Below are 17,450 nucleotides of genomic sequence, written 5' to 3'. Positions count from 1 at the left end.
AATGTTTTCCTCCGTGTTAGTTTTCTGTGATAACTCTGGTTTGGACGAACTCAGAAGAGTTCTCCGATAAGTTTGCCATACCTAAGAAAAATGATTCGAAGAATAACTGGGTCATTTCTCTCTGGTGCGAAGGAAGATCCGCTGGTATTTCAACCTTTAGATAGCCACCTTCATCTTCGTTTAATTCTAAGATTGGTTCATAGCCTGCAAATTTCTCAATGGAATTGATAAAGTTAATGGCAAGCGTAGAAACCGATGCACACACGACATCTAAGCCGTATTCGCCACTTTCAGCGTGTCCAGTAATTTCCGCACTCCTCAGCTCGCCATCTTCGGCTCTCTCAAAGACTGCTTGTATCATGTGTTCTCCTTAAAATTAAGCGTTGATCGCGTTGATGACAACTTTTGTATATGGTTGACGGTGACCTTGTTTACGGTGGCTACCTTTTTTAGGTTTGTACTTGTAAGTAACAACTTTCTTTTGTTTTCCTTGTTTTTCAACAGTTCCAACTACAGTAGCTCCAGCAACAAGTGGAGTTCCGACAACAGTGTTTTCACCACCAACAAGAACAACTTCGTTAAAAGTAACTTCTTGACCAGCTTCAACGTTCAATTTTTCAACGTAAACTGCTTGACCAACTTCAACTTTAACTTGTTTTCCGCCAGTTTTGATAATTGCGTATGTGCTCATTATGCACCTCCTATGATTTTTAGGGTTTCCCCGTATTTTTGTGAAGACTCGCCTAGCATCGTGGGACGAACCACTTAAAAGAAGAGCTCTAAGTATAACAAAGTTTAAATTTTGTATACGATGAGCAACGATGTTCGTGCGGTTGCACAGGACTGTGCATAGTCAACTCTTCGATTATAGCATATCTTCTTTTTTCTTACAAGTAAAATCAATTAAAATTAAGCTTTTTCTTTCCCTTTTTTTCTCCAAGAAGCAAAAAGCATGCTGAAGTAAAAGATACTCATCATAAGAGGAACACCTAGAATTGTCTTTTCCTGATAATAAATCGTCAGATAAGCTGAAAAAACAACTCCGAAGACAAAACTGCTAAGCAAGCTAACAAAAATCAAGCCCTCTCGTAGGAAAGGCGTATGCTTAGTCCGGAAATAATCTCCAAAAGCTAACATAGTACGTTTGATATTCCCTGTCATAAAAGCATTATTATAGGCAATCCCTGACACTTCTCCAAAAGCAGTTGTCACCAGCCCCATACAGAAGGCCAAGGGCGGTACGAGATAGATATCCTCTACAGTTTGCGGCACAAACCCTATAATTAGGGACAGGACTGCAAGTGGAATTACGGACAAAATTGGCTTTTTAACAATTCTCAATTTTTCCTTATAAATAGTTAATAAAAGGACTCCCATCATAAAAGCTAGCAAGGTCATTACTTTAGCACTGGCATCTGACACATTGTGTTGAATGAGTCCTACTGATAGAAAAACCACATTCCCAGTCTGTCCTGCCACCAGGGTATTTCCTCGCACGATAAAGGTATAGGCATCTACATATCCTGCGCAAAAAGTCAAAAAAAGCGCTAGTCTCTTAGACTGACGTGATATTTTTCTTATTGGTAATAATCTCATTTTCTCCCCCTTTTCATTTCATCTACTTATCTAAACATTGTACCACTTTCTCCAAGAAATGCGTAGTTCATTTGAAAATTTTTACCATCTGTTGGATAGTCCTTCTTTTCTATGATATAATGAAGGAAGGAATTGAAGTCGGAAAAGGAGTATCTATGCTTAAATTAGGTGTCATCGGAACTAGCGCTATCAGCCATCATTTTATAGAAGCAGCCCATGCTAGCGGAGAATACCAGCTGGTCGCAGTCTATTCTAGAAAACGAGAAACTGCTGCAACCTTTGCTTCTCGCTATCAGAATATCCAACTCTTTGATCAATTAGAAGACTTCTTTAAGTCTTCCTTTGATGTAGTCTATATCGCCAGTCCAAACTCCTTGCATTTTGTTCAAGCCAAGGCTGCCTTGTCTGCTGGTAAGCACGTCATTCTTGAAAAACCAGCTGTCACTCAGCCACAAGAATGGCTGAATCTAATTCAAACAGCTGAGAAAAATAATTGTTTTATCTTTGAGGCGGCTCGTAATTACCACGAGGAAGCTTTTACCACTATTAAGAATTTTTTGGCAGACAAGCAAATCTTGGGAGCAGATTTCAATTATGCCAAGTATTCTTCCAAGATGCCTGATTTGTTGGCTGGACAGACGCCAAATGTCTTTTCAGACCGTTTTGCTGGCGGAGCTCTTATGGACTTGGGGATTTATCCTCTCTACGCTGCCGTTCGCCTCTTTGGAAAAGCTCAGGACCCGACCTATCAGGCTCAACAGCTTGACAATAGCATTGACCTAAATGGTGATGGTATCCTCTTCTACCCTGACTTTCAAGTTCATATCAAGGCTGGGAAAAACATCACTTCCAATCTTCCTTGTGAGATTTACACAGCAGATGGAACCTTAACCCTTAACACGATTGAACATGTCCGCTCAGCTATTTTTAGCGACCACCAAGGAAATCAAGTCCAGCTCCCTATCCAACAAGCTCCCCATACGATGACTGAGGAAGTTGCTGCATTCGCACAGATGATCCAGCAACCAGACCAGACGCTCTACCAGAACTGGCTGGATGATGCAGGCTCTGTTCATGATTTACTCTATACCATGCGCCAGTCTGCTGGCATTAGATTTGAGGCAGAAAAATGAAAACCAAACTACCTACTGAATGGCAAGAACTGAGTGACCAACTCGGTTTCCAAGAATTCACCCCCATTCAAACTCAACTATTTGAGCCCATTCTTGCTGGAGAAAATCTCCTAGGAGTGAGCCCAACAGGAACTGGTAAGACCTTAGCTTACCTCCTGCCAAGTCTTCTCAGACTACAAAAGAAAAAAGCCCAGCAACTCTTGATTCTAGCACCAAATACGGAACTTGCTGGACAGATTTTTGATGTATGTAAAACGTGGGCAGAGGCTATCGGCTTGACTGCTCAGCTCTTCCTATCAGGTTCCAGTCAGAAACGTCAGATTGAACGCCTAAAAAAAGGACCAGAAATTCTGATTGGAACTCCTGGCCGTATCTTTGAACTGGTTAAATTGAAAAAAATCAAGATGATGAATGTGGGAACCATCATCCTGGATGAATTTGACCAATTGCTCGATGATTCTCAGATTCACTTTGTCGAGAAAATCACTCACTACGCACCTCGTGACCACCAACTCATCTACATGAGTGCGACGACCAAGTTTGACCAAGAAAAGATTGCACCAAACACGCGCAACATTGATCTCTCTGATCAAAAACTGGACAACATCCAACATTTCTACATGCAGGTAGACCAACGTCACCGAGTAGATATGCTACGAAAACTAGCTCATGTAGAGGATTTCCGCGGACTAGTTTTCTTTAATAGCCTATCAGATCTTGGAAGTGCAGAAGAAAAATTACAGTATCGCGATATCTTGGCTGTTTCCCTCGCTAGCGATGTCAATATTAAATTTCGAAAAGTTATCTTGGAAAAGTTTAAAGATAACCAACTGACCCTGCTCCTTGCAACTGACCTTCTGGCTCGTGGAATTGATATCGATAGCCTAGAATGTGTCGTAAACTTTGACGTCCCAAGAGATACTGAAACCTACACTCACCGGGCAGGACGTACAGGTCGCATGGGTAAAGAGGGCTATGTCATCACTCTTGTAACCCATCCTGAAGAACTTAAAAAAATCAAAAAATTCGCAAGTGTACGTGAAATTGTTCTAAAAAATCAAGAACTCTATATCAAATAAGGTTGGCATTGGCCAACCTTTTTCTTATCCCCAAGTAATTTCTAATTGATAGCTGGCAAAGGGCTGTCCCTCTTGGTTTTGCAGTTGATAGGCTAGCTCAATCTTCTGTCTTTCAACTTCATAGCGACTGGTTTGAATAACAAACTCCTGTATGCCCATGGGAGTCGGAATATAGGCTAAACTATCACTCTCCTTTAGAAAACGCATGATGGTCTTCGGATTGGAGAAACGTGTCATCACCAGTTCTTCTTCATGAAACTTGAGAACCACTTTTTCCTTTTCCTCATTATAAAAGAGTAAATAGCTATAATCCCCTTTATCACGCACTTCCACATCATAGAGTTGGTCAATGACTTCCAACTGTTCATCAAACTGAATTGTATTTCGCATTCGAATCTTCACGTCTCATCCTCTTTCATCTCTCTTATTTTTTCTATTTTACCAAAAAGATAGGAATTTTGCTATAATGGTCATATGAACGAAAAAGTATTCCGTGACCCAGTTCACAACTACATCCATGTAAACAACCAGGTCATCTATGACTTGATCAATACAAAGGAATTTCAACGTCTGCGCCGCATCAAGCAACTGGGTACATCCAGCTATACCTTTCATGGTGGAGAGCACAGTCGCTTTTCTCACTGCCTGGGTGTCTATGAGATTGCCCGTCGCATCACAGAAATTTTTGAAGAAAAATATGCTGACGAGTGGGATCCTGCTGAATCCCTCTTAACCATGACCGCTGCTCTTCTACATGATTTGGGGCACGGTGCCTATTCACATACCTTTGAAAATCTCTTTGATACAGACCACGAAGCCATCACTCAGGAAATTATCCAGAGTCCAGAAACGGAAATTCACCAAGTCCTGCTACAAGTAGCGCCAGATTTCCCGGAAAAAGTAGCCAGTGTTATCAACCATAGCTACCCTAACAAGCAGGTGGTGCAACTCATTTCCAGTCAAATCGATGCGGACCGCATGGACTATCTCTTGCGTGACTCCTACTTTACAGGAGCTTCATACGGACAATTTGATTTGACGCGCGTCCTCCGAGTTATCCGTCCAGTCACAAATGGCATTGCCTTTCAGCGTAATGGTATGCACGCCATCGAAGACTACGTTCTTAGTCGCTATCAGATGTATATGCAGGTTTATTTCCATCCAGCAACACGCGCCATGGAAGTTCTCCTACAAAATCTCCTCAAACGCGCCAAGGAACTCTATCCTGAAGACAAGGATTTCTTTGCGCGAACATCCCCACATTTGCTACCTTTTTTTGAAAAGAAAGTCACTCTAGCTGACTATTTATCTCTTGATGATGGCGTGATGAATACCTACTTCCAGCTCTGGATGGCCAGCCCTGACAAGATTTTAGCTGATCTTTCACAACGTTTTGTCAACCGCAAGGTCTTCAAATCCGTAACTTTTTCTAAGGAAGATCAAGACCAGCTTGCTACTTTACGAAGCTTGGTAGAGGAGGTCGGATTTAACCCTGATTATTATACAGCAATCCATAAGAACTTTGATCTGCCATATGATATTTACCGACCTGAGTCTGAAAAACCACGAACCCAAATCGAAATCTTGCAAAAAAATGGGGAGCTAGCAGAACTCTCAAGTCTTTCTCCTATCGTTCAGTCCTTAGCTGGCAGTCGACATGGAGACAATCGTTTCTACTTTCCCAAAGAAATGTTGGATGAAAATAGCATCTTTGCCAGCATCACCCAGCAATTTCTAAGCTTAATTCAAAATGATCATTTTACCCCAAATAAGAACTAATAGAGGAAATTTATGAGTATCAAATTAATCGCTGTCGATATTGATGGCACACTTGTCAATAGTAAAAAAGAAATCACACCTGAAGTATTTTCAGCTATCCAAGATGCCAAAAAAGCTGGTGTCAAAGTCGTTATTGCAACCGGTCGCCCCATCGCTGGCGTTGCCAAACTCCTTGATGACTTACAACTTAGAGACGAAGGAGACTATGTCGTGACCTTTAATGGAGGTCTTGTCCAAGAAACAGCGACAGGTCATGAGATTATCCGTGAAACCTTGGACTATGCAGACTATCTAGATATCGAATTTCTCAGTCGCAAACTCGGTGTCCACATGCACGCCATTACCAAGGACGGTATCTACACTGCCAATCGCAATATCGGAAAATACACGGTGCACGAATCAACCCTCGTCAGCATGCCCATCTTCTACCGTACTCCTGAAGAAATGGCTGGCAAGGAAATTGTCAAATGTATGTTTATCGATGAACCAGAAATTCTCGATGCTGCGATTGAAAAGATACCAGCAGAATTTTACGAACGCTACTCCATCAACAAATCTGCTCCTTTCTACCTTGAACTCCTTAAAAAGAATGTAGACAAGGGTTCAGCAATCACTCACCTAGCTGAAAAACTCGGATTGACCACAAATGAAACCATGGCGATTGGTGACGAGGAAAATGATCGTGCCATGCTGGAAGTCGTTGGTAATCCTGTTGTCATGGAAAATGGAAATCCAGAACTCAAAAAAATCGCCAAATACATCACCAAAACAAATGATGAATCTGGCGTTGCCCATGCTATCCGAACGTGGGTATTGTAAAAAAGTAAGAATAGATAAAACCCGCTCAGCTAAGCGGGTTTTGTATGAATATATCACAATGAGAGTAAATTAATAAATTGAATTGCAGTTGTACAGTTACTTAAATCTTGAGAGTACAAAAACTCTCAGGGTTATCTAACCCTTTGAAAATAAGTTGTACAGTTACTTAAATCTTGAGAGTACAAAAACATAGAGGTCAAACGAATTGAAAATCTCTATGTTGTACAGTTACTTAAATCTTGAGAGTACAAAAACACATCGTCGTCTGATAATGGTTTACCGTCGGTTGTACAGTTACTTAAATCTTGAGAGTACAAAAACCTAATTGACTGACTTTGTCCACTGAGAGGAGTTGTACAGTTACTTAAATCTTGAGAGTACAAAAACCAGTCGGATTTTCCGATGTTCGTATCTACTGTTGTACAGTTACTTAAATCTTGAGAGTACAAAAACTATATAGGAATTTGATGTAAATATATGTAAGTTGTACAGTTACTTAAATCTTGAGAGTACAAAAACAATCGATGATAACGGCGTTGAAGGATTTTTGTTGTACAGTTACTTAAATCTTGAGAGTACAAAAACAGCAATCGGACGGAACGAAAAAACTATATCGTTGTACAGTTACTTAAATCTTGAGAGTACAAAAACCTGGACGTCGGTCAGTGGGTGACCATTAAGTTGTACAGTTACTTAAATCTTGAGAGTACAAAAACTTTCATTTTGATTTCTCCTTCATCTATCTTGTTGTACAGTTACTTAAATCTTGAGAGTACAAAAACAAGGTTGGAATAATTACATACAACCAATTAGTTGTACAGTTACTTAAATCTTGAGAGTACAAAAACTTTCTCCTGATCCGTAAAATCCGTTTTTTCGTTGTACAGTTACTTAAATCTTGAGAGTACAAAAACTCGAGGGTGATAACTCAATGATTTGGTATAGTTGTACAGTTACTTAAATCTTGAGAGTACAAAAACAAATCGTGATAATTTCGAAAAGAAGGCATAGTTGTACAGTTACTTAAATCTTGAGAGTACAAAAACTCATCTTACTTTTCCTCTCTTTTCTTCGTAGTTGTACAGTTACTTAAATCTTGAGAGTACAAAAACTGTGCTGATAGTAGACGAATGGCAGAACATGTTGTACAGTTACTTAAATCTTGAGAGTACAAAAACTGAGAAACTGCTTTGGCAAAGGTTGTGAAAGTTGTACAGTTACTTAAATCTTGAGAGTACAAAAACTGTTCATTCATGCTGTTTTCTCCAATTTTTGTTGTACAGTTACTTAAATCTTGAGAGTACAAAAACGGATTTACTAACTCATTGATCAATTCAAGAGTTGTACAGTTACTTAAATCTTGAGAGTACAAAAACCCCTTTTTGACTTGATTTTGAAGATATCTAGTTGTACAGTTACTTAAATCTTGAGAGTACAAAAACTATATCCTAACTTTTCTTCTAAAATATTTAGTTGTACAGTTACTTAAATCTTGAGAGTACAAAAACTTCAAATTCTTCTGAACTTCACTAGCATAAGTTGTACAGTTACTTAAATCTTGAGAGTACAAAAACTACGAAAGAGAGGGCAACTAATGGCTCAGAGTTGTACAGTTACTTAAATCTTGAGAGTACAAAAACTAGCTTCTGTAGCAATTTTAGAGAAGCGATGTTGTACAGTTACTTAAATCTTGAGAGTACAAAAACCTCATACGCTACCTCCTTAAGCTACAACAGGTTGTACAGTTACTTAAATCTTGAGAGTACAAAAACTCTTTTTGTGTTATAATAAAGTCAAATAATGTTGTACAGTTACTTAAATCTTGAGAGTACAAAAACTAGGAGTAAATGAAATACCAGACTTGCCAGGTTGTACAGTTACTTAAATCTTGAGAGTACAAAAACAGATAACCAGCGTCATCTTGTAACTTGCTGGTTGTACAGTTACTTAAATCTTGAGAGTACAAAAACAATCGTCTGTGAGGGATTCTAAGCGCTTCAGTTGTACAGTTACTTAAATCTTGAGAGTACAAAAACAGATGAAATGTTAGCTAATAGATTCCAAAGGTTGTACAGTTACTTAAATCTTGAGAGTACAAAAACTGGGTGTACCGTTCAAAATCAAGCGATAATGTTGTACAGTTACTTAAATCTTGAGAGTACAAAAACTTGATGTAAGTACTAGAGCTGCACGAGCATGTTGTACAGTTACTTAAATCTTGAGAGTACAAAAACCAAGTGTCGTTACATATACATCTTTACCATGTTGTACAGTTACTTAAATCTTGAGAGTACAAAAACACACCGTCGGTTTCTTTTTGACCCAGCTTGGTTGTACAGTTACTTAAATCTTGAGAGTACAAAAACGACTGAAAATGGTTGGTATTTTATGAAAGAGTTGTACAGTTACTTAAATCTTGAGAGTACAAAAACTTTCATCCTCCTAGCTGACTAATCGTTTTAGTTGTACAGTTACTTAAATCTTGAGAGTACAAAAACAAATTGAAGAACTCGATCCACTCACTCAACGTTGTACAGTTACTTAAATCTTGAGAGTACAAAAACTGTTTCATTGTTTATCTCCTTTTTATTATGTTGTACAGTTACTTAAATCTTGAGAGTACAAAAACTTGGCTAGGCTTGTACTTATTGCCACCCAGTTGTACAGTTACTTAAATCTTGAGAGTACAAAAACAGGCACTCGCTGAACATACCGTAGGATACAGTTGTACAGTTACTTAAATCTTGAGAGTACAAAAACCTCAAATCCGTCAATTTTGATTTTTGTACCCTCAAAAATATTATAAATTCTTAAATCCCACTCGTCAATACTATTCTTTCAAATATTTCAATAACATTGGATTGATTGATTCAATACGAAATTTTGTTTTCATTTCATACTGATACAAATTATTCAAAATTTTCAAGACTACTTGATCCTCTATAGATAAACTCATGTGGAGAATGTCAGAACTAAATAAATAGGGGCCAACCTTTCTTAAAGAAGTTAAAAAGTCTTGTTCATCAGGTATTTGATTTATTGGATATTGATTACTAAATCGTTCATACATAAATTCTAAAGAATAAAAATGATCGGCATAATCAGAAACGATATTAATCTCCTCGATTACTTCTTTAGTTACATGAAGGTAACCTTCATTTGAAGGAAACAACACAATATATAATGAATTACTATGATTGGTAAGAAACTCCATTTTTTCGCAACATTCAACAAAATCATTATAGGATAAAAAATCATCCAAATTTCGTAAGACAAGCAAGAACTTTTCAGAACTGTTCGTCGCAATAACTTCTAACATGGAAAGAAATAATAAAAACTTTGTCTTATTGTCTACAAATTCAAAGGATATATTTTTATCATTTTTTCCAAAGTATGGTAAAAAATTTTTTTGAATTAATTGATCCGTATTAAAATATTTTGCTTCAGTATGATAGATAATATCATCGATTTGAAGATTCAACTTCTGATTCAATAAAAGTGAAATCCTATCTAGATTGTCATTGATATTTTCAATTTGCTCCATTATCTCTATAGAATTAATCTTTTTCTTTATATAATCATAGGCAACTGTTCCTTTTTTATATTCCATTTGTTCAATTAAATCATTGATACTGGACACTTGAATAATACTGAATTCTGACCGGGAAACCATTGTATCGTCTATCAGTATTTTAGGTTCATTTTGTTCAAATAGAACTAAATCTTCCTCACTATATTTTTTTCCTCCAAAATACCATAATAGTATCTGCCAAATATAGTACTTTAGTTGCTGATCTTGTCCTATAATTTGAGTAAATTGACCAAAACTTAATGAAATATTATCCTTGTATGGATGACTAATATTCATTTTCATATAACTACCAACTTATTATCACTGACTACTTCTTCTTGCTTTGTTTTTCCACCAATGATTAAAACCATTTCAGAAAATTGTTTCTCAGTCACTGCTAGCAAACGGACATTCCCACTTGGCAGATTACTCTGACTTAATTTTTTATAGAATTTACTAGCAAAACTTCGGTTCGGACAGGTTCTATAATAAACAGAAAACTGTAACATTTCAAAACCATTTGCAATTAAATCTTTCCGAAAATTACGATAGACTCTTTTTTCTTGATTTGTTTCCATTGGTAGATCAAAAAAACACAATAATCTCAATGCTTCATACCTCATTTCTTTAGCTCCATTCTACACTCGACACCATTGGACAGTAAAATTTACTAGTATCCTTATCAGAGATACATTTTAGAAAACCTTTGACATATTTATCCATTGCTACCGTTACAGAACACGTTTCTTTCCCATAACGTATCTTTGCGTTCAGTGTATCTGTCAACGCTAGACGAAATTCATATTTCAAATACTCTTCATCTCGTAAATTTTGATAGACCCAGACATCGATAATCTGCCGAAAAGGTTCCATTAGGTCATCAACCAAGTTAAATTGGTTATATTCATTCTTATGAAAAATTCCTATTAAGGGATTTAACCCATACCCAGAAATAATACGTGCCATCTGAGCTCTCATAATCGCATAACCATAATTTAGACCAGCATTGATGACATCCGTTTCCTGTTGTGTAAGACGTACGAATTTTTTTCCAAAGAGTTCGTTAAAATAGACTTTTGCAGCATGGCCTTCACGATTGGTTTTATCTCCATATTCAATATGATCTTTATAGTTTGCTAATAATTGAATGCAATCAATGTTCTTCTCAAACATTGAAAGGACATCTTGCTGATTGTTTATTTTGAAATAGGTTACTATCTGCCATAACTTGTCTTTTTGTTCCTGCGTCCACAATAATTGCTCCTGTAATTTTTTATAGGCTCTAAAATGGCCATTTTGAGAATGATAAATTCCAGTAGGCAAGTGCTCATTATCACAGACAATCAAGGCAATATTATACTTACTTAAAGCACTTAATAACCTTAAAGTTACAACAGTCTCCCCTCCTTCTGCTACAATTATCGAAATATCACTCAGTGGGATAATATAGTCTTGACCCATTTTCTTAATTAAAAGGTTATCTAACTTTAATTGCATTTTTTCACTCTGACAGATATGCACAATTCTCCAAGTCATCGTATTTTCCTCTTTCACAAAACGAAAACACCCCGCCATAAATGACAGGGTGTTGAATTCGGCATGAAGCCTTATCTTTGTAGCTTCTGCAAGATTTAAGTAACTGTGTAAGGCGTCCCTTACAGTTACTATTATAATACATTGTACAAGCGTTTGCAACTCTTTTTTTAATATTTTTTAAAATTTGAGTTTTGGTTCGTCACCCTCTTTTTTAATGATATGTTTTTTACCCAAAACATCTGTTTTAACTTTAAAAATAGAAATATTTGATTTATTTAATCCTTTCAAACACTGTCCTCCTTTTGCAACATTTCCAAAGATTGTTATCAATGACTGGTTACCATCAAATTTGGCTTTATCATAAGGTTTTAGTTCTACATAATGTCTCACATTTGGCATTGTTCTAGATAAGAATCTAAAAATCTGTTTCTCGTCATTTTTCGTATCCTTAATTAAAAGCAAGTCATTTTTATATAAGGTAAATTTGAATTCTGACTGCTCGCCCACTCCTTCTTTTTCTTTAATTTCATTATATTTATCAATAGTTATAGAATAAGTCCCAGTCTTCTTTTCAAATTGTAAATCTGCATATTTTAATCCAAGCAACTCATACTTCTCCGTCTGATGATTAAAATAGACATCTGTTCTCCAAGGATTTAATTGACGTAGGATTACTTTATTTTTACTATTAGAAGGAGTTATGTTAATAAATGATTCAGGAATATTTTTATCATAATATTTCAAACTTTTAATTTCTGGTCCATTACCTTTTTTACTGTACTTGCGAATAGGCCCATTTTCTTGTCGATATTTCTCAAAAGGATTGCAAGGAATCTCTTTGTTTTTATCGTTCAATTCTTTAGAAGGATAGGTTCTTAAAATTTCTTCAATCACTTTTTCAAATGTTTGTGGATCTTTATGATACATTAAGAATTTGCTCTTGTCTTTATTGTAAATTTTAATGAAAGCATCATATCCCGCTTGACTATAAATATCTTTAATCTTACCTAAAACATAAGTTTCTTCGGATTTATCTTTATCCAACTTTGCTTTTCTTGTTGCATAAATCGTAGCATCTGAAATTTTTCGATTAAATTTTGAATCTACTTGATAAGAAAATAGAATACTATCCTCAAACTTCTTGCTACGCAATGTATCAACAAAATGGTCATAAGGAGCTTTAAACACTAACTCTTTGTATTCATCATCACTTAATGAAATAATTTCCCCAGTCTCTGAATCAACGAATTGTCCTTCTTTATAAGAAATCAAAGGATTATTCTGTTTTTTCCATAATCTTAATTGACTCGAAGCAGCAATAATTAAGGCATCCACAGCATGGTGGTGATAGGTTTCACGAGATTTTTCAAGTCCCCACTTTCTTCTTAGCTGAGAGGTAAATTGTCCACGTACCACCGAAATAGTTGTATCGAATTTATGCGCTTTATAAAAATCTTGTAGAGCATTTAAAACAACTCGAGAAGAATATCGAGTGTCAACTAAATTCCGTTCGATGAATTTCTGCTTCACTTCAATTTTACTAATATCTTCTTCCGTTAAAAGGTACTCTTTCTTTTTATTACCTAATAATTTAGACTCTTTTACATAAGATTTAAACTCACGGTAGGACCAACCATCATCCATACTATCTAAAGCCTGAAACGGTGTTCGCTGTCCCTTCTCCTGGTTTGCTGTAGCTAGAACCAATACTTTATTAGATAGACTATCATCAAACGATAAAGAAAGAGGTAAAATATGGTCAATTTCGTACTTGTACTGATTGTGAATTAAATCTGAAATTGGAATATTCTTCCCAGTATAGAGACACTTCTCTCCCTGCTGGTGCCATAAACGAATCTTAGTAGCCAATTCCTTATGCCCTTGAAAGATACTATCTGGTAATTCTTTTTTCCCATTGTATTGGAATGCAGCCTTTTCCATAGCAGTATTTTTCTCATCTTGGTTTGCTTTTTGACGTTTTATATAATCTTTCTTAGCATCTTCTTCGTTATTTTCTCGCGCCATTTCGATAACGATATTATCAAAGATACCATATTTTTTAGTTGCTTCGTTGATTATCTTTATGGCCTGTCTGACAGATTTTGCTACTACAGGGTTATAAATTTCTTCTGTTAATTCTTTTTCATCAATATACTTGCTTCTTTTTGATGTTTCTTTAGATTTTTGTTTCCCCAATCGTGTTAGAATTGTCATCTGCTCTTCTGAAGTTTCATAGAGTTCTGGTATCAATTCTATTATGAGTTTAAGAGAAAAATTATGCCATCCCTTACTAAATAGACCGCTATTATTTTTTCTAAATTGAACCAATTCAAGTACTTGGTCTTGACTAAAAGAATCCTTTAATTTTGTGTTAATCGCTTCTTCTATACCTTCTCGTTCAGTATTTAAAGTTAAAATATGGGCAAGCTCATCTAGAACATTTCTAGACAATTCCCCAACTGAAATTGTTTCTAGCGATTGCATTTTTCGATAGACTTCAAAAGTATGCATTTCAGGTTTATTGTTTACATCAACTCGATAACCACGTATCTGATCTACTGAAGTATCAATCATTTTAGCAATGTACTTCAATAAGGTTGAAGCTCCTAAGGTTTTAGCTTCCTTAGCATATTCAACAATAACTTTCTTTTGTTCCTCACTAAGTTTCTTCGTTTCTGTAGGAACTGTTAAATTATTTAAATCATTTAGTAAGTTAAACTCTTGAGCAGTATAGGAAGCTTTAGAGGCTCTGTATTCATTAGGATAAAATGTACATTTACCAATTAAAACACCAAAAATATTATCTAATGTTACGTACTCCCCTTTAGAGTCTTTATGAGTAGTAAACCGTCCATAATCCGTCCGAGATTTTTCATTTCCTGGTCCATGATAATATTTTCTTTTTCCTGTAAGAATTTTTAGATAATCCTCTATAAATTCATCCGTAATCTGATTATTAAATTCTTGCTGTTTTCTTAAAATTCTTTCAGCTTCCTTTTTATACGCAGATGTTGAAAAAACATTGATCAATCGGAGTTTTTCATCATTTTCCACAACAGTGAAATCTCCCCTTACCTGACCATATTTTTCGAAACGCTCTAGTTGGATTTGACCAGGTGCTTGTTCAGCAAGTAATTTTCTATTTTCCTCAACTGCCTTACCATAATCAGACGATACTGTACCCCCATCCTCAGAAGCATCATCCAAATAGCTAATACCACGTCTCTTAACAATGTTCTTTAAAGCTATGAACAGCTCTTCATTCGTTAGTTGCTGATCCAAGCCATCTACACGAAGTCGATATGGATTAAGATTAATGGATACCTTAGAAAAATCAGTTAACAAACCATAGTATTCAAATAGATCCTTAAGCCGAACACCACGGTGTTTTTTTCTACGATGTAATCGTCGAGCCTGTCTATTTTTTCTTCTTTCAACATTATTATCAGCTGTTGCAGCTGGAAAAAGACGAGAACTAGCATGAATAATTTTTCCAGAATTTTTTTCTAGAATTCCCACTCCTACGGATGCAATACCAATATCCAATCCTAAAACCAAACCATTCATAATTATACTCCTAACTAATCATCATATTAATTAAATTTTACTCCTTACTTCCTAAAAAATCAAATCATTATATGCAATTAACTAAAATATCCTGTCTTTTTATAATTATATGCAAATTCTCACGTTTTCATCATTTATAAAAAACAAAAAAGCGTGATCTCACGCTTTTTAAGTTCTATTTTAACTTGAGTGATTTCTACATAAAAATCAATAGTTTATATGCCCCCTGCAGGAATCGAACCTGCAACTACTCCTTAGGAGGGAGTTGTTATATCCATTGAACTAAGGGAGCTAGAGAAAAACCCTGCTGGGTAAGCAGAGTTTTTAGTCGAATTAACGACGGATTTCTTTGATACGAGCTGCTTTACCTTGAAGAGCACGCAAGTAGTACAATTTCGCACGACGTACTTTACCGTAACGAACAACTTCGATTTTTTCAACACGTGGAGTGTGGATTGGGAAGATACGCTCAACACCTACACCGTTAGAGATTTTACGAACTGTGTAGTTTTCTGAGATGCCAGCACCTTTACGTGCGATAACAACACCTTCAAAAATCTGGATACGTTCACGGTTACCTTCGACAACTTTCGCGTGTACACGAACAGTGTCACCAGGACGGAATGATGGGATATCTGTACGAAGTTGACCTTCAGTTAAGCTTTGGATTAATGGATTCATTTTATTCTCCTATCTTTGTCAATCTTGAGGAACCTTCCTCAGCGGATAAACTGTATTTTTGTGCGTCCATTACACACAAGATACAGTTTACCAAATTTCCACCTAAAAGTAAAGAAATTTATAGCAGAATTCCTAAAAAAATCGCTAGAAAACCACCTAGGTATGTTAAGATAAAATAGCTATAAAATACCTTTTTATCACTTAATAGTTTTTGCAGTTCGTCATTCAAGGTTGAAAAGGTCGTTAACCCTCCACAAAAACCTGTCGCTAGGATAGCATAGATTTCCTTGGACTCCACATGATTGTAGAGTAGGCCAATCAAAAAACAGCCTAGAAGATTGGCTATGAGAGTCCCTAAAGGCAATTTAGAATCTTGATTATAGCGAGAAAAGATATACCGTACTAGGGCCCCAAGCCCGCAGGCGATTGCAAGATAGATCATTACCATTTCTTCCTCCCTAGAAAATAAGCCAAGAACAGGCCTCCTCCAATGCTCAAAAGCAAATACAGGACCAAACTAAGATAACGCCCGGCATCCAGTAGTTTCACAGCATCCAAGAGCAGGCTAGAGAAGGTTGTTAAACCACCACAAAAGCCTGTACCCAGCGCCAAAACCAAGCCCTTACTGCTTCCCTTATAGACCAGATAACCTTTTACCAGATAGACCAAGCAGAAAATTCCCAGATAGTTGACAAGGAGGGTGCCCCAAGGAAAGTCTGGACTGGCTGGTAACCAAGTGGAAACCAGATAGCGGCCAAGGCCTCCCAACATAGCAGCTAAAAATATCCCTAGCGGATAGAATTGTTCTTTTTTCATTTGATGTTTTGATCCTGATAATCACGCGAACGTTTGAGAATATCTGAAAAAGTCGCAACAATGGTTTCTTGGTAACTCTTATTGGTTACACGACTCCTTACCTTTTCAAAAATGACTTCTTCTCGCTTACTATCTAAAATAGGTTTTCCTGAGGCTTTCTTATAGGCAACTACTCCCTCAACCAAATGCATTCGTTCTTCTAGGAGCTTGACAATTTGGTCGTCGATTTGATCAATTTCTTGGCGAATAATATCTAAATTCATACAGTCTCCTCCTTTATTTGAATTATTGTATCAAAAAGCCTCTAAATAGGCTAGTAAAATCCAAAAAACTAATAAAAAAACTGCACCGACTCCTTCCAGTCAGCGCAGTTTGATTCTTATCCTACTTTTGCAGCCAATTCTTCTGCGAATTGTTCCAAACGTTCGATGTCTTCTTCTTCGGCAGAAAGATCAACTTTAACACACTCTGAACCTTTTTCTGCTCCTGTCGCTACGAAAACGCGATCAAAGTCATCGACAGCCTTACAGAATTCGTCGTAGAAGGTATCACCTGAACCGACCACTCCATAGATTTTACCATTCAAGTTGAGGTCTGCTAGGTCTTCGTAGAAGTCCATCATCTCATCTGGCAATTCTCCATCTCCGTAGGTGTAAGTAGCAACGATTGCGATATCCGCTTCCAAGAAGTCTGAAGCGTCAACAGTCGTACATTCATCCACATCGACATCCAAGCCCAAGTCACGTAATTTGTCTGCTACAATATCTGCAATTTCTTCGGTATTACCGGTCATACTGGCAAATACAATTTTTGCTAATGCCATATCGTCCTCCTCAATTTATCTTTCTCCATTATATCATATCTTTTTCATTT

At 36.6% G+C, this 17,450-nt stretch carries 17 protein-coding genes, 1 tRNA gene, 1 CRISPR repeat array and 1 other annotated feature; of the genes, 4 read left to right on the top strand and 14 right to left on the bottom strand.

Annotation, left to right across the window (positions count from 1 at the left end; genetic code table 11):
• Positions 1-16: 16 nt before the first annotated feature.
• The 3 genes from ATE34_RS02450 to ATE34_RS02440 all read right to left on the bottom strand — a co-directional run bounded on the left by ATE34_RS02450 (position 17) and on the right by ATE34_RS02440 (position 1,596).
• Positions 17-361, bottom strand: a complete 345-nt coding sequence (locus ATE34_RS02450; protein WP_000613697.1) for a ribosomal-processing cysteine protease Prp — start codon at positions 359-361, stop codon at positions 17-19.
• A 15-nt stretch (positions 362-376) separates the two neighbouring features.
• Complete coding sequence (gene rplU, locus ATE34_RS02445; RefSeq protein ID WP_000109141.1) at positions 377-691, bottom strand: 50S ribosomal protein L21; 315 nt, start codon at positions 689-691, stop codon at positions 377-379.
• Between the two features lie 34 nt (positions 692-725).
• Positions 726-845, bottom strand: a sequence feature (ribosomal protein L21 leader region).
• Between the two features lie 64 nt (positions 846-909).
• Complete coding sequence (locus tag ATE34_RS02440; protein ID WP_084910946.1) at positions 910-1,596, bottom strand: YoaK family protein; 687 nt, start codon at positions 1,594-1,596, stop codon at positions 910-912.
• Positions 1,597-1,751: 155 nt separating this feature from the next.
• Here ATE34_RS02440 and ATE34_RS02435 point away from each other — a divergent pair, with 155 nt between their 5' ends.
• Together ATE34_RS02435 and ATE34_RS02430 are read left to right on the top strand one after the other, a co-directional pair.
• Positions 1,752-2,729 carry a Gfo/Idh/MocA family protein gene (locus tag ATE34_RS02435; RefSeq protein ID WP_084910944.1) on the top strand — a complete coding sequence of 326 codons (978 nt, stop codon included), beginning with the start codon at positions 1,752-1,754 and terminating at the stop codon, positions 2,727-2,729.
• Complete coding sequence (locus tag ATE34_RS02430) at positions 2,726-3,808, top strand: DEAD/DEAH box helicase (RefSeq protein WP_084910942.1); 1,083 nt, start codon at positions 2,726-2,728, stop codon at positions 3,806-3,808. The genes ATE34_RS02435 and ATE34_RS02430 overlap by 4 nt, the downstream gene beginning before the upstream one ends.
• A gap of 24 nt (positions 3,809-3,832) precedes the next feature.
• Here the strand turns inward: ATE34_RS02430 and ATE34_RS02425 are convergent, their stop codons facing one another.
• The gene (locus ATE34_RS02425; protein WP_081103127.1) at positions 3,833-4,210 is read right to left on the bottom strand and encodes a YwiB family protein; all 378 of its coding nucleotides are present in this window, start codon (positions 4,208-4,210) and stop codon (positions 3,833-3,835) included.
• Between the two features lie 72 nt (positions 4,211-4,282).
• Here ATE34_RS02425 and ATE34_RS02420 point away from each other — a divergent pair, with 72 nt between their 5' ends.
• Both ATE34_RS02420 and yidA read left to right on the top strand, forming a co-directional pair.
• On the top strand, positions 4,283-5,587 hold the full coding sequence (locus ATE34_RS02420) for an HD domain-containing protein (protein WP_061598619.1): 1,305 nt from the start codon (positions 4,283-4,285) through the stop codon (positions 5,585-5,587).
• Positions 5,588-5,599: 12 nt separating this feature from the next.
• The gene (yidA, locus tag ATE34_RS02415; RefSeq protein WP_061598621.1) at positions 5,600-6,406 is read left to right on the top strand and encodes a sugar-phosphatase; all 807 of its coding nucleotides are present in this window, start codon (positions 5,600-5,602) and stop codon (positions 6,404-6,406) included.
• 87 nt (positions 6,407-6,493) lie between these two features.
• Positions 6,494-9,166: direct repeats of the CRISPR family, unit length 36 nt; unit sequence GTTGTACAGTTACTTAAATCTTGAGAGTACAAAAAC.
• Between the two features lie 70 nt (positions 9,167-9,236).
• Here yidA and csn2-St read toward each other — a convergent pair.
• From csn2-St to ATE34_RS02360, 10 genes are all read right to left on the bottom strand, one after another.
• Positions 9,237-10,280, bottom strand: coding sequence for a CRISPR-associated protein Csn2-St (gene csn2-St / locus ATE34_RS02410; protein WP_061597785.1), 1,044 nt, complete (start codon positions 10,278-10,280; stop codon positions 9,237-9,239).
• Positions 10,277-10,600 carry a CRISPR-associated endonuclease Cas2 gene (gene cas2 / locus ATE34_RS02405; RefSeq protein ID WP_001268300.1) on the bottom strand — a complete coding sequence of 108 codons (324 nt, stop codon included), beginning with the start codon at positions 10,598-10,600 and terminating at the stop codon, positions 10,277-10,279. Before cas2 ends, csn2-St begins: the two co-directional genes overlap by 4 nt.
• Positions 10,601-10,604: 4 nt before the next feature.
• The gene (gene cas1 / locus ATE34_RS02400; protein WP_061597786.1) at positions 10,605-11,513 is read right to left on the bottom strand and encodes a type II CRISPR-associated endonuclease Cas1; all 909 of its coding nucleotides are present in this window, start codon (positions 11,511-11,513) and stop codon (positions 10,605-10,607) included.
• Positions 11,514-11,690: 177 nt separating this feature from the next.
• Positions 11,691-15,080: a type II CRISPR RNA-guided endonuclease Cas9 gene (gene cas9, locus ATE34_RS02395; RefSeq protein WP_084910940.1), complete on the bottom strand. Its 3,390-nt coding sequence runs from the start codon at positions 15,078-15,080 to the stop codon at positions 11,691-11,693.
• 220 nt (positions 15,081-15,300) lie between these two features.
• Positions 15,301-15,372, bottom strand: a tRNA-Arg gene (locus ATE34_RS02390).
• A gap of 41 nt (positions 15,373-15,413) precedes the next feature.
• On the bottom strand, positions 15,414-15,761 hold the full coding sequence (gene rplS / locus ATE34_RS02385; protein WP_001068669.1) for a 50S ribosomal protein L19: 348 nt from the start codon (positions 15,759-15,761) through the stop codon (positions 15,414-15,416).
• A gap of 118 nt (positions 15,762-15,879) precedes the next feature.
• Positions 15,880-16,209, bottom strand: a complete 330-nt coding sequence (gene crcB, locus ATE34_RS02375) for a fluoride efflux transporter CrcB (RefSeq protein WP_084910939.1) — start codon at positions 16,207-16,209, stop codon at positions 15,880-15,882.
• Positions 16,203-16,577 carry a fluoride efflux transporter CrcB gene (crcB, locus tag ATE34_RS02370; RefSeq protein ID WP_084875461.1) on the bottom strand — a complete coding sequence of 125 codons (375 nt, stop codon included), beginning with the start codon at positions 16,575-16,577 and terminating at the stop codon, positions 16,203-16,205. The genes crcB (ATE34_RS02375) and crcB (ATE34_RS02370) overlap by 7 nt, the downstream gene beginning before the upstream one ends.
• Positions 16,574-16,840, bottom strand: coding sequence for a chorismate mutase (locus ATE34_RS02365; protein WP_001046956.1), 267 nt, complete (start codon positions 16,838-16,840; stop codon positions 16,574-16,576). The genes crcB (ATE34_RS02370) and ATE34_RS02365 overlap by 4 nt, the downstream gene beginning before the upstream one ends.
• Before the next feature lie 116 nt (positions 16,841-16,956).
• A complete protein-coding gene (locus tag ATE34_RS02360) occupies positions 16,957-17,400 on the bottom strand; it encodes a flavodoxin (RefSeq protein WP_001162125.1) in 444 nt (147 codons plus the stop codon).
• Between the last annotated feature and the right edge of the window lie 50 nt (positions 17,401-17,450).

Source organism: Streptococcus oralis subsp. tigurinus (assembly GCF_002093545.1).
GTDB lineage: Bacteria > Bacillota > Bacilli > Lactobacillales > Streptococcaceae > Streptococcus > Streptococcus oralis_C.
Note: the sequence above shows the minus strand (reverse complement) of the source record. Positions and strands in the feature narration are given on the sequence as shown.

Coding starts and splice junctions, on each gene's coding strand:
- ATE34_RS02420 (WP_061598619.1), top strand. CDS start 4,283: ATGAACGAAAAAGTATTCCGTGACCCAGTTCACAACTACATCCATGTA.
- ATE34_RS02440 (WP_084910946.1), bottom strand. CDS start 1,596: ATGAGATTATTACCAATAAGAAAAATATCACGTCAGTCTAAGAGACTA.
- ATE34_RS02365 (WP_001046956.1), bottom strand. CDS start 16,840: ATGAATTTAGATATTATTCGCCAAGAAATTGATCAAATCGACGACCAA.
- ATE34_RS02360 (WP_001162125.1), bottom strand. CDS start 17,400: ATGGCATTAGCAAAAATTGTATTTGCCAGTATGACCGGTAATACCGAA.
- rplS (WP_001068669.1), bottom strand. CDS start 15,761: ATGAATCCATTAATCCAAAGCTTAACTGAAGGTCAACTTCGTACAGAT.
- ATE34_RS02435 (WP_084910944.1), top strand. CDS start 1,752: ATGCTTAAATTAGGTGTCATCGGAACTAGCGCTATCAGCCATCATTTT.
- cas2 (WP_001268300.1), bottom strand. CDS start 10,600: ATGAGGTATGAAGCATTGAGATTATTGTGTTTTTTTGATCTACCAATG.
- ATE34_RS02450 (WP_000613697.1), bottom strand. CDS start 361: ATGATACAAGCAGTCTTTGAGAGAGCCGAAGATGGCGAGCTGAGGAGT.
- rplU (WP_000109141.1), bottom strand. CDS start 691: ATGAGCACATACGCAATTATCAAAACTGGCGGAAAACAAGTTAAAGTT.
- yidA (WP_061598621.1), top strand. CDS start 5,600: ATGAGTATCAAATTAATCGCTGTCGATATTGATGGCACACTTGTCAAT.
- crcB (WP_084910939.1), bottom strand. CDS start 16,209: ATGGTAATGATCTATCTTGCAATCGCCTGCGGGCTTGGGGCCCTAGTA.
- csn2-St (WP_061597785.1), bottom strand. CDS start 10,280: ATGAAAATGAATATTAGTCATCCATACAAGGATAATATTTCATTAAGT.
- cas9 (WP_084910940.1), bottom strand. CDS start 15,080: ATGAATGGTTTGGTTTTAGGATTGGATATTGGTATTGCATCCGTAGGA.
- cas1 (WP_061597786.1), bottom strand. CDS start 11,513: ATGACTTGGAGAATTGTGCATATCTGTCAGAGTGAAAAAATGCAATTA.
- crcB (WP_084875461.1), bottom strand. CDS start 16,577: ATGAAAAAAGAACAATTCTATCCGCTAGGGATATTTTTAGCTGCTATG.
- ATE34_RS02430 (WP_084910942.1), top strand. CDS start 2,726: ATGAAAACCAAACTACCTACTGAATGGCAAGAACTGAGTGACCAACTC.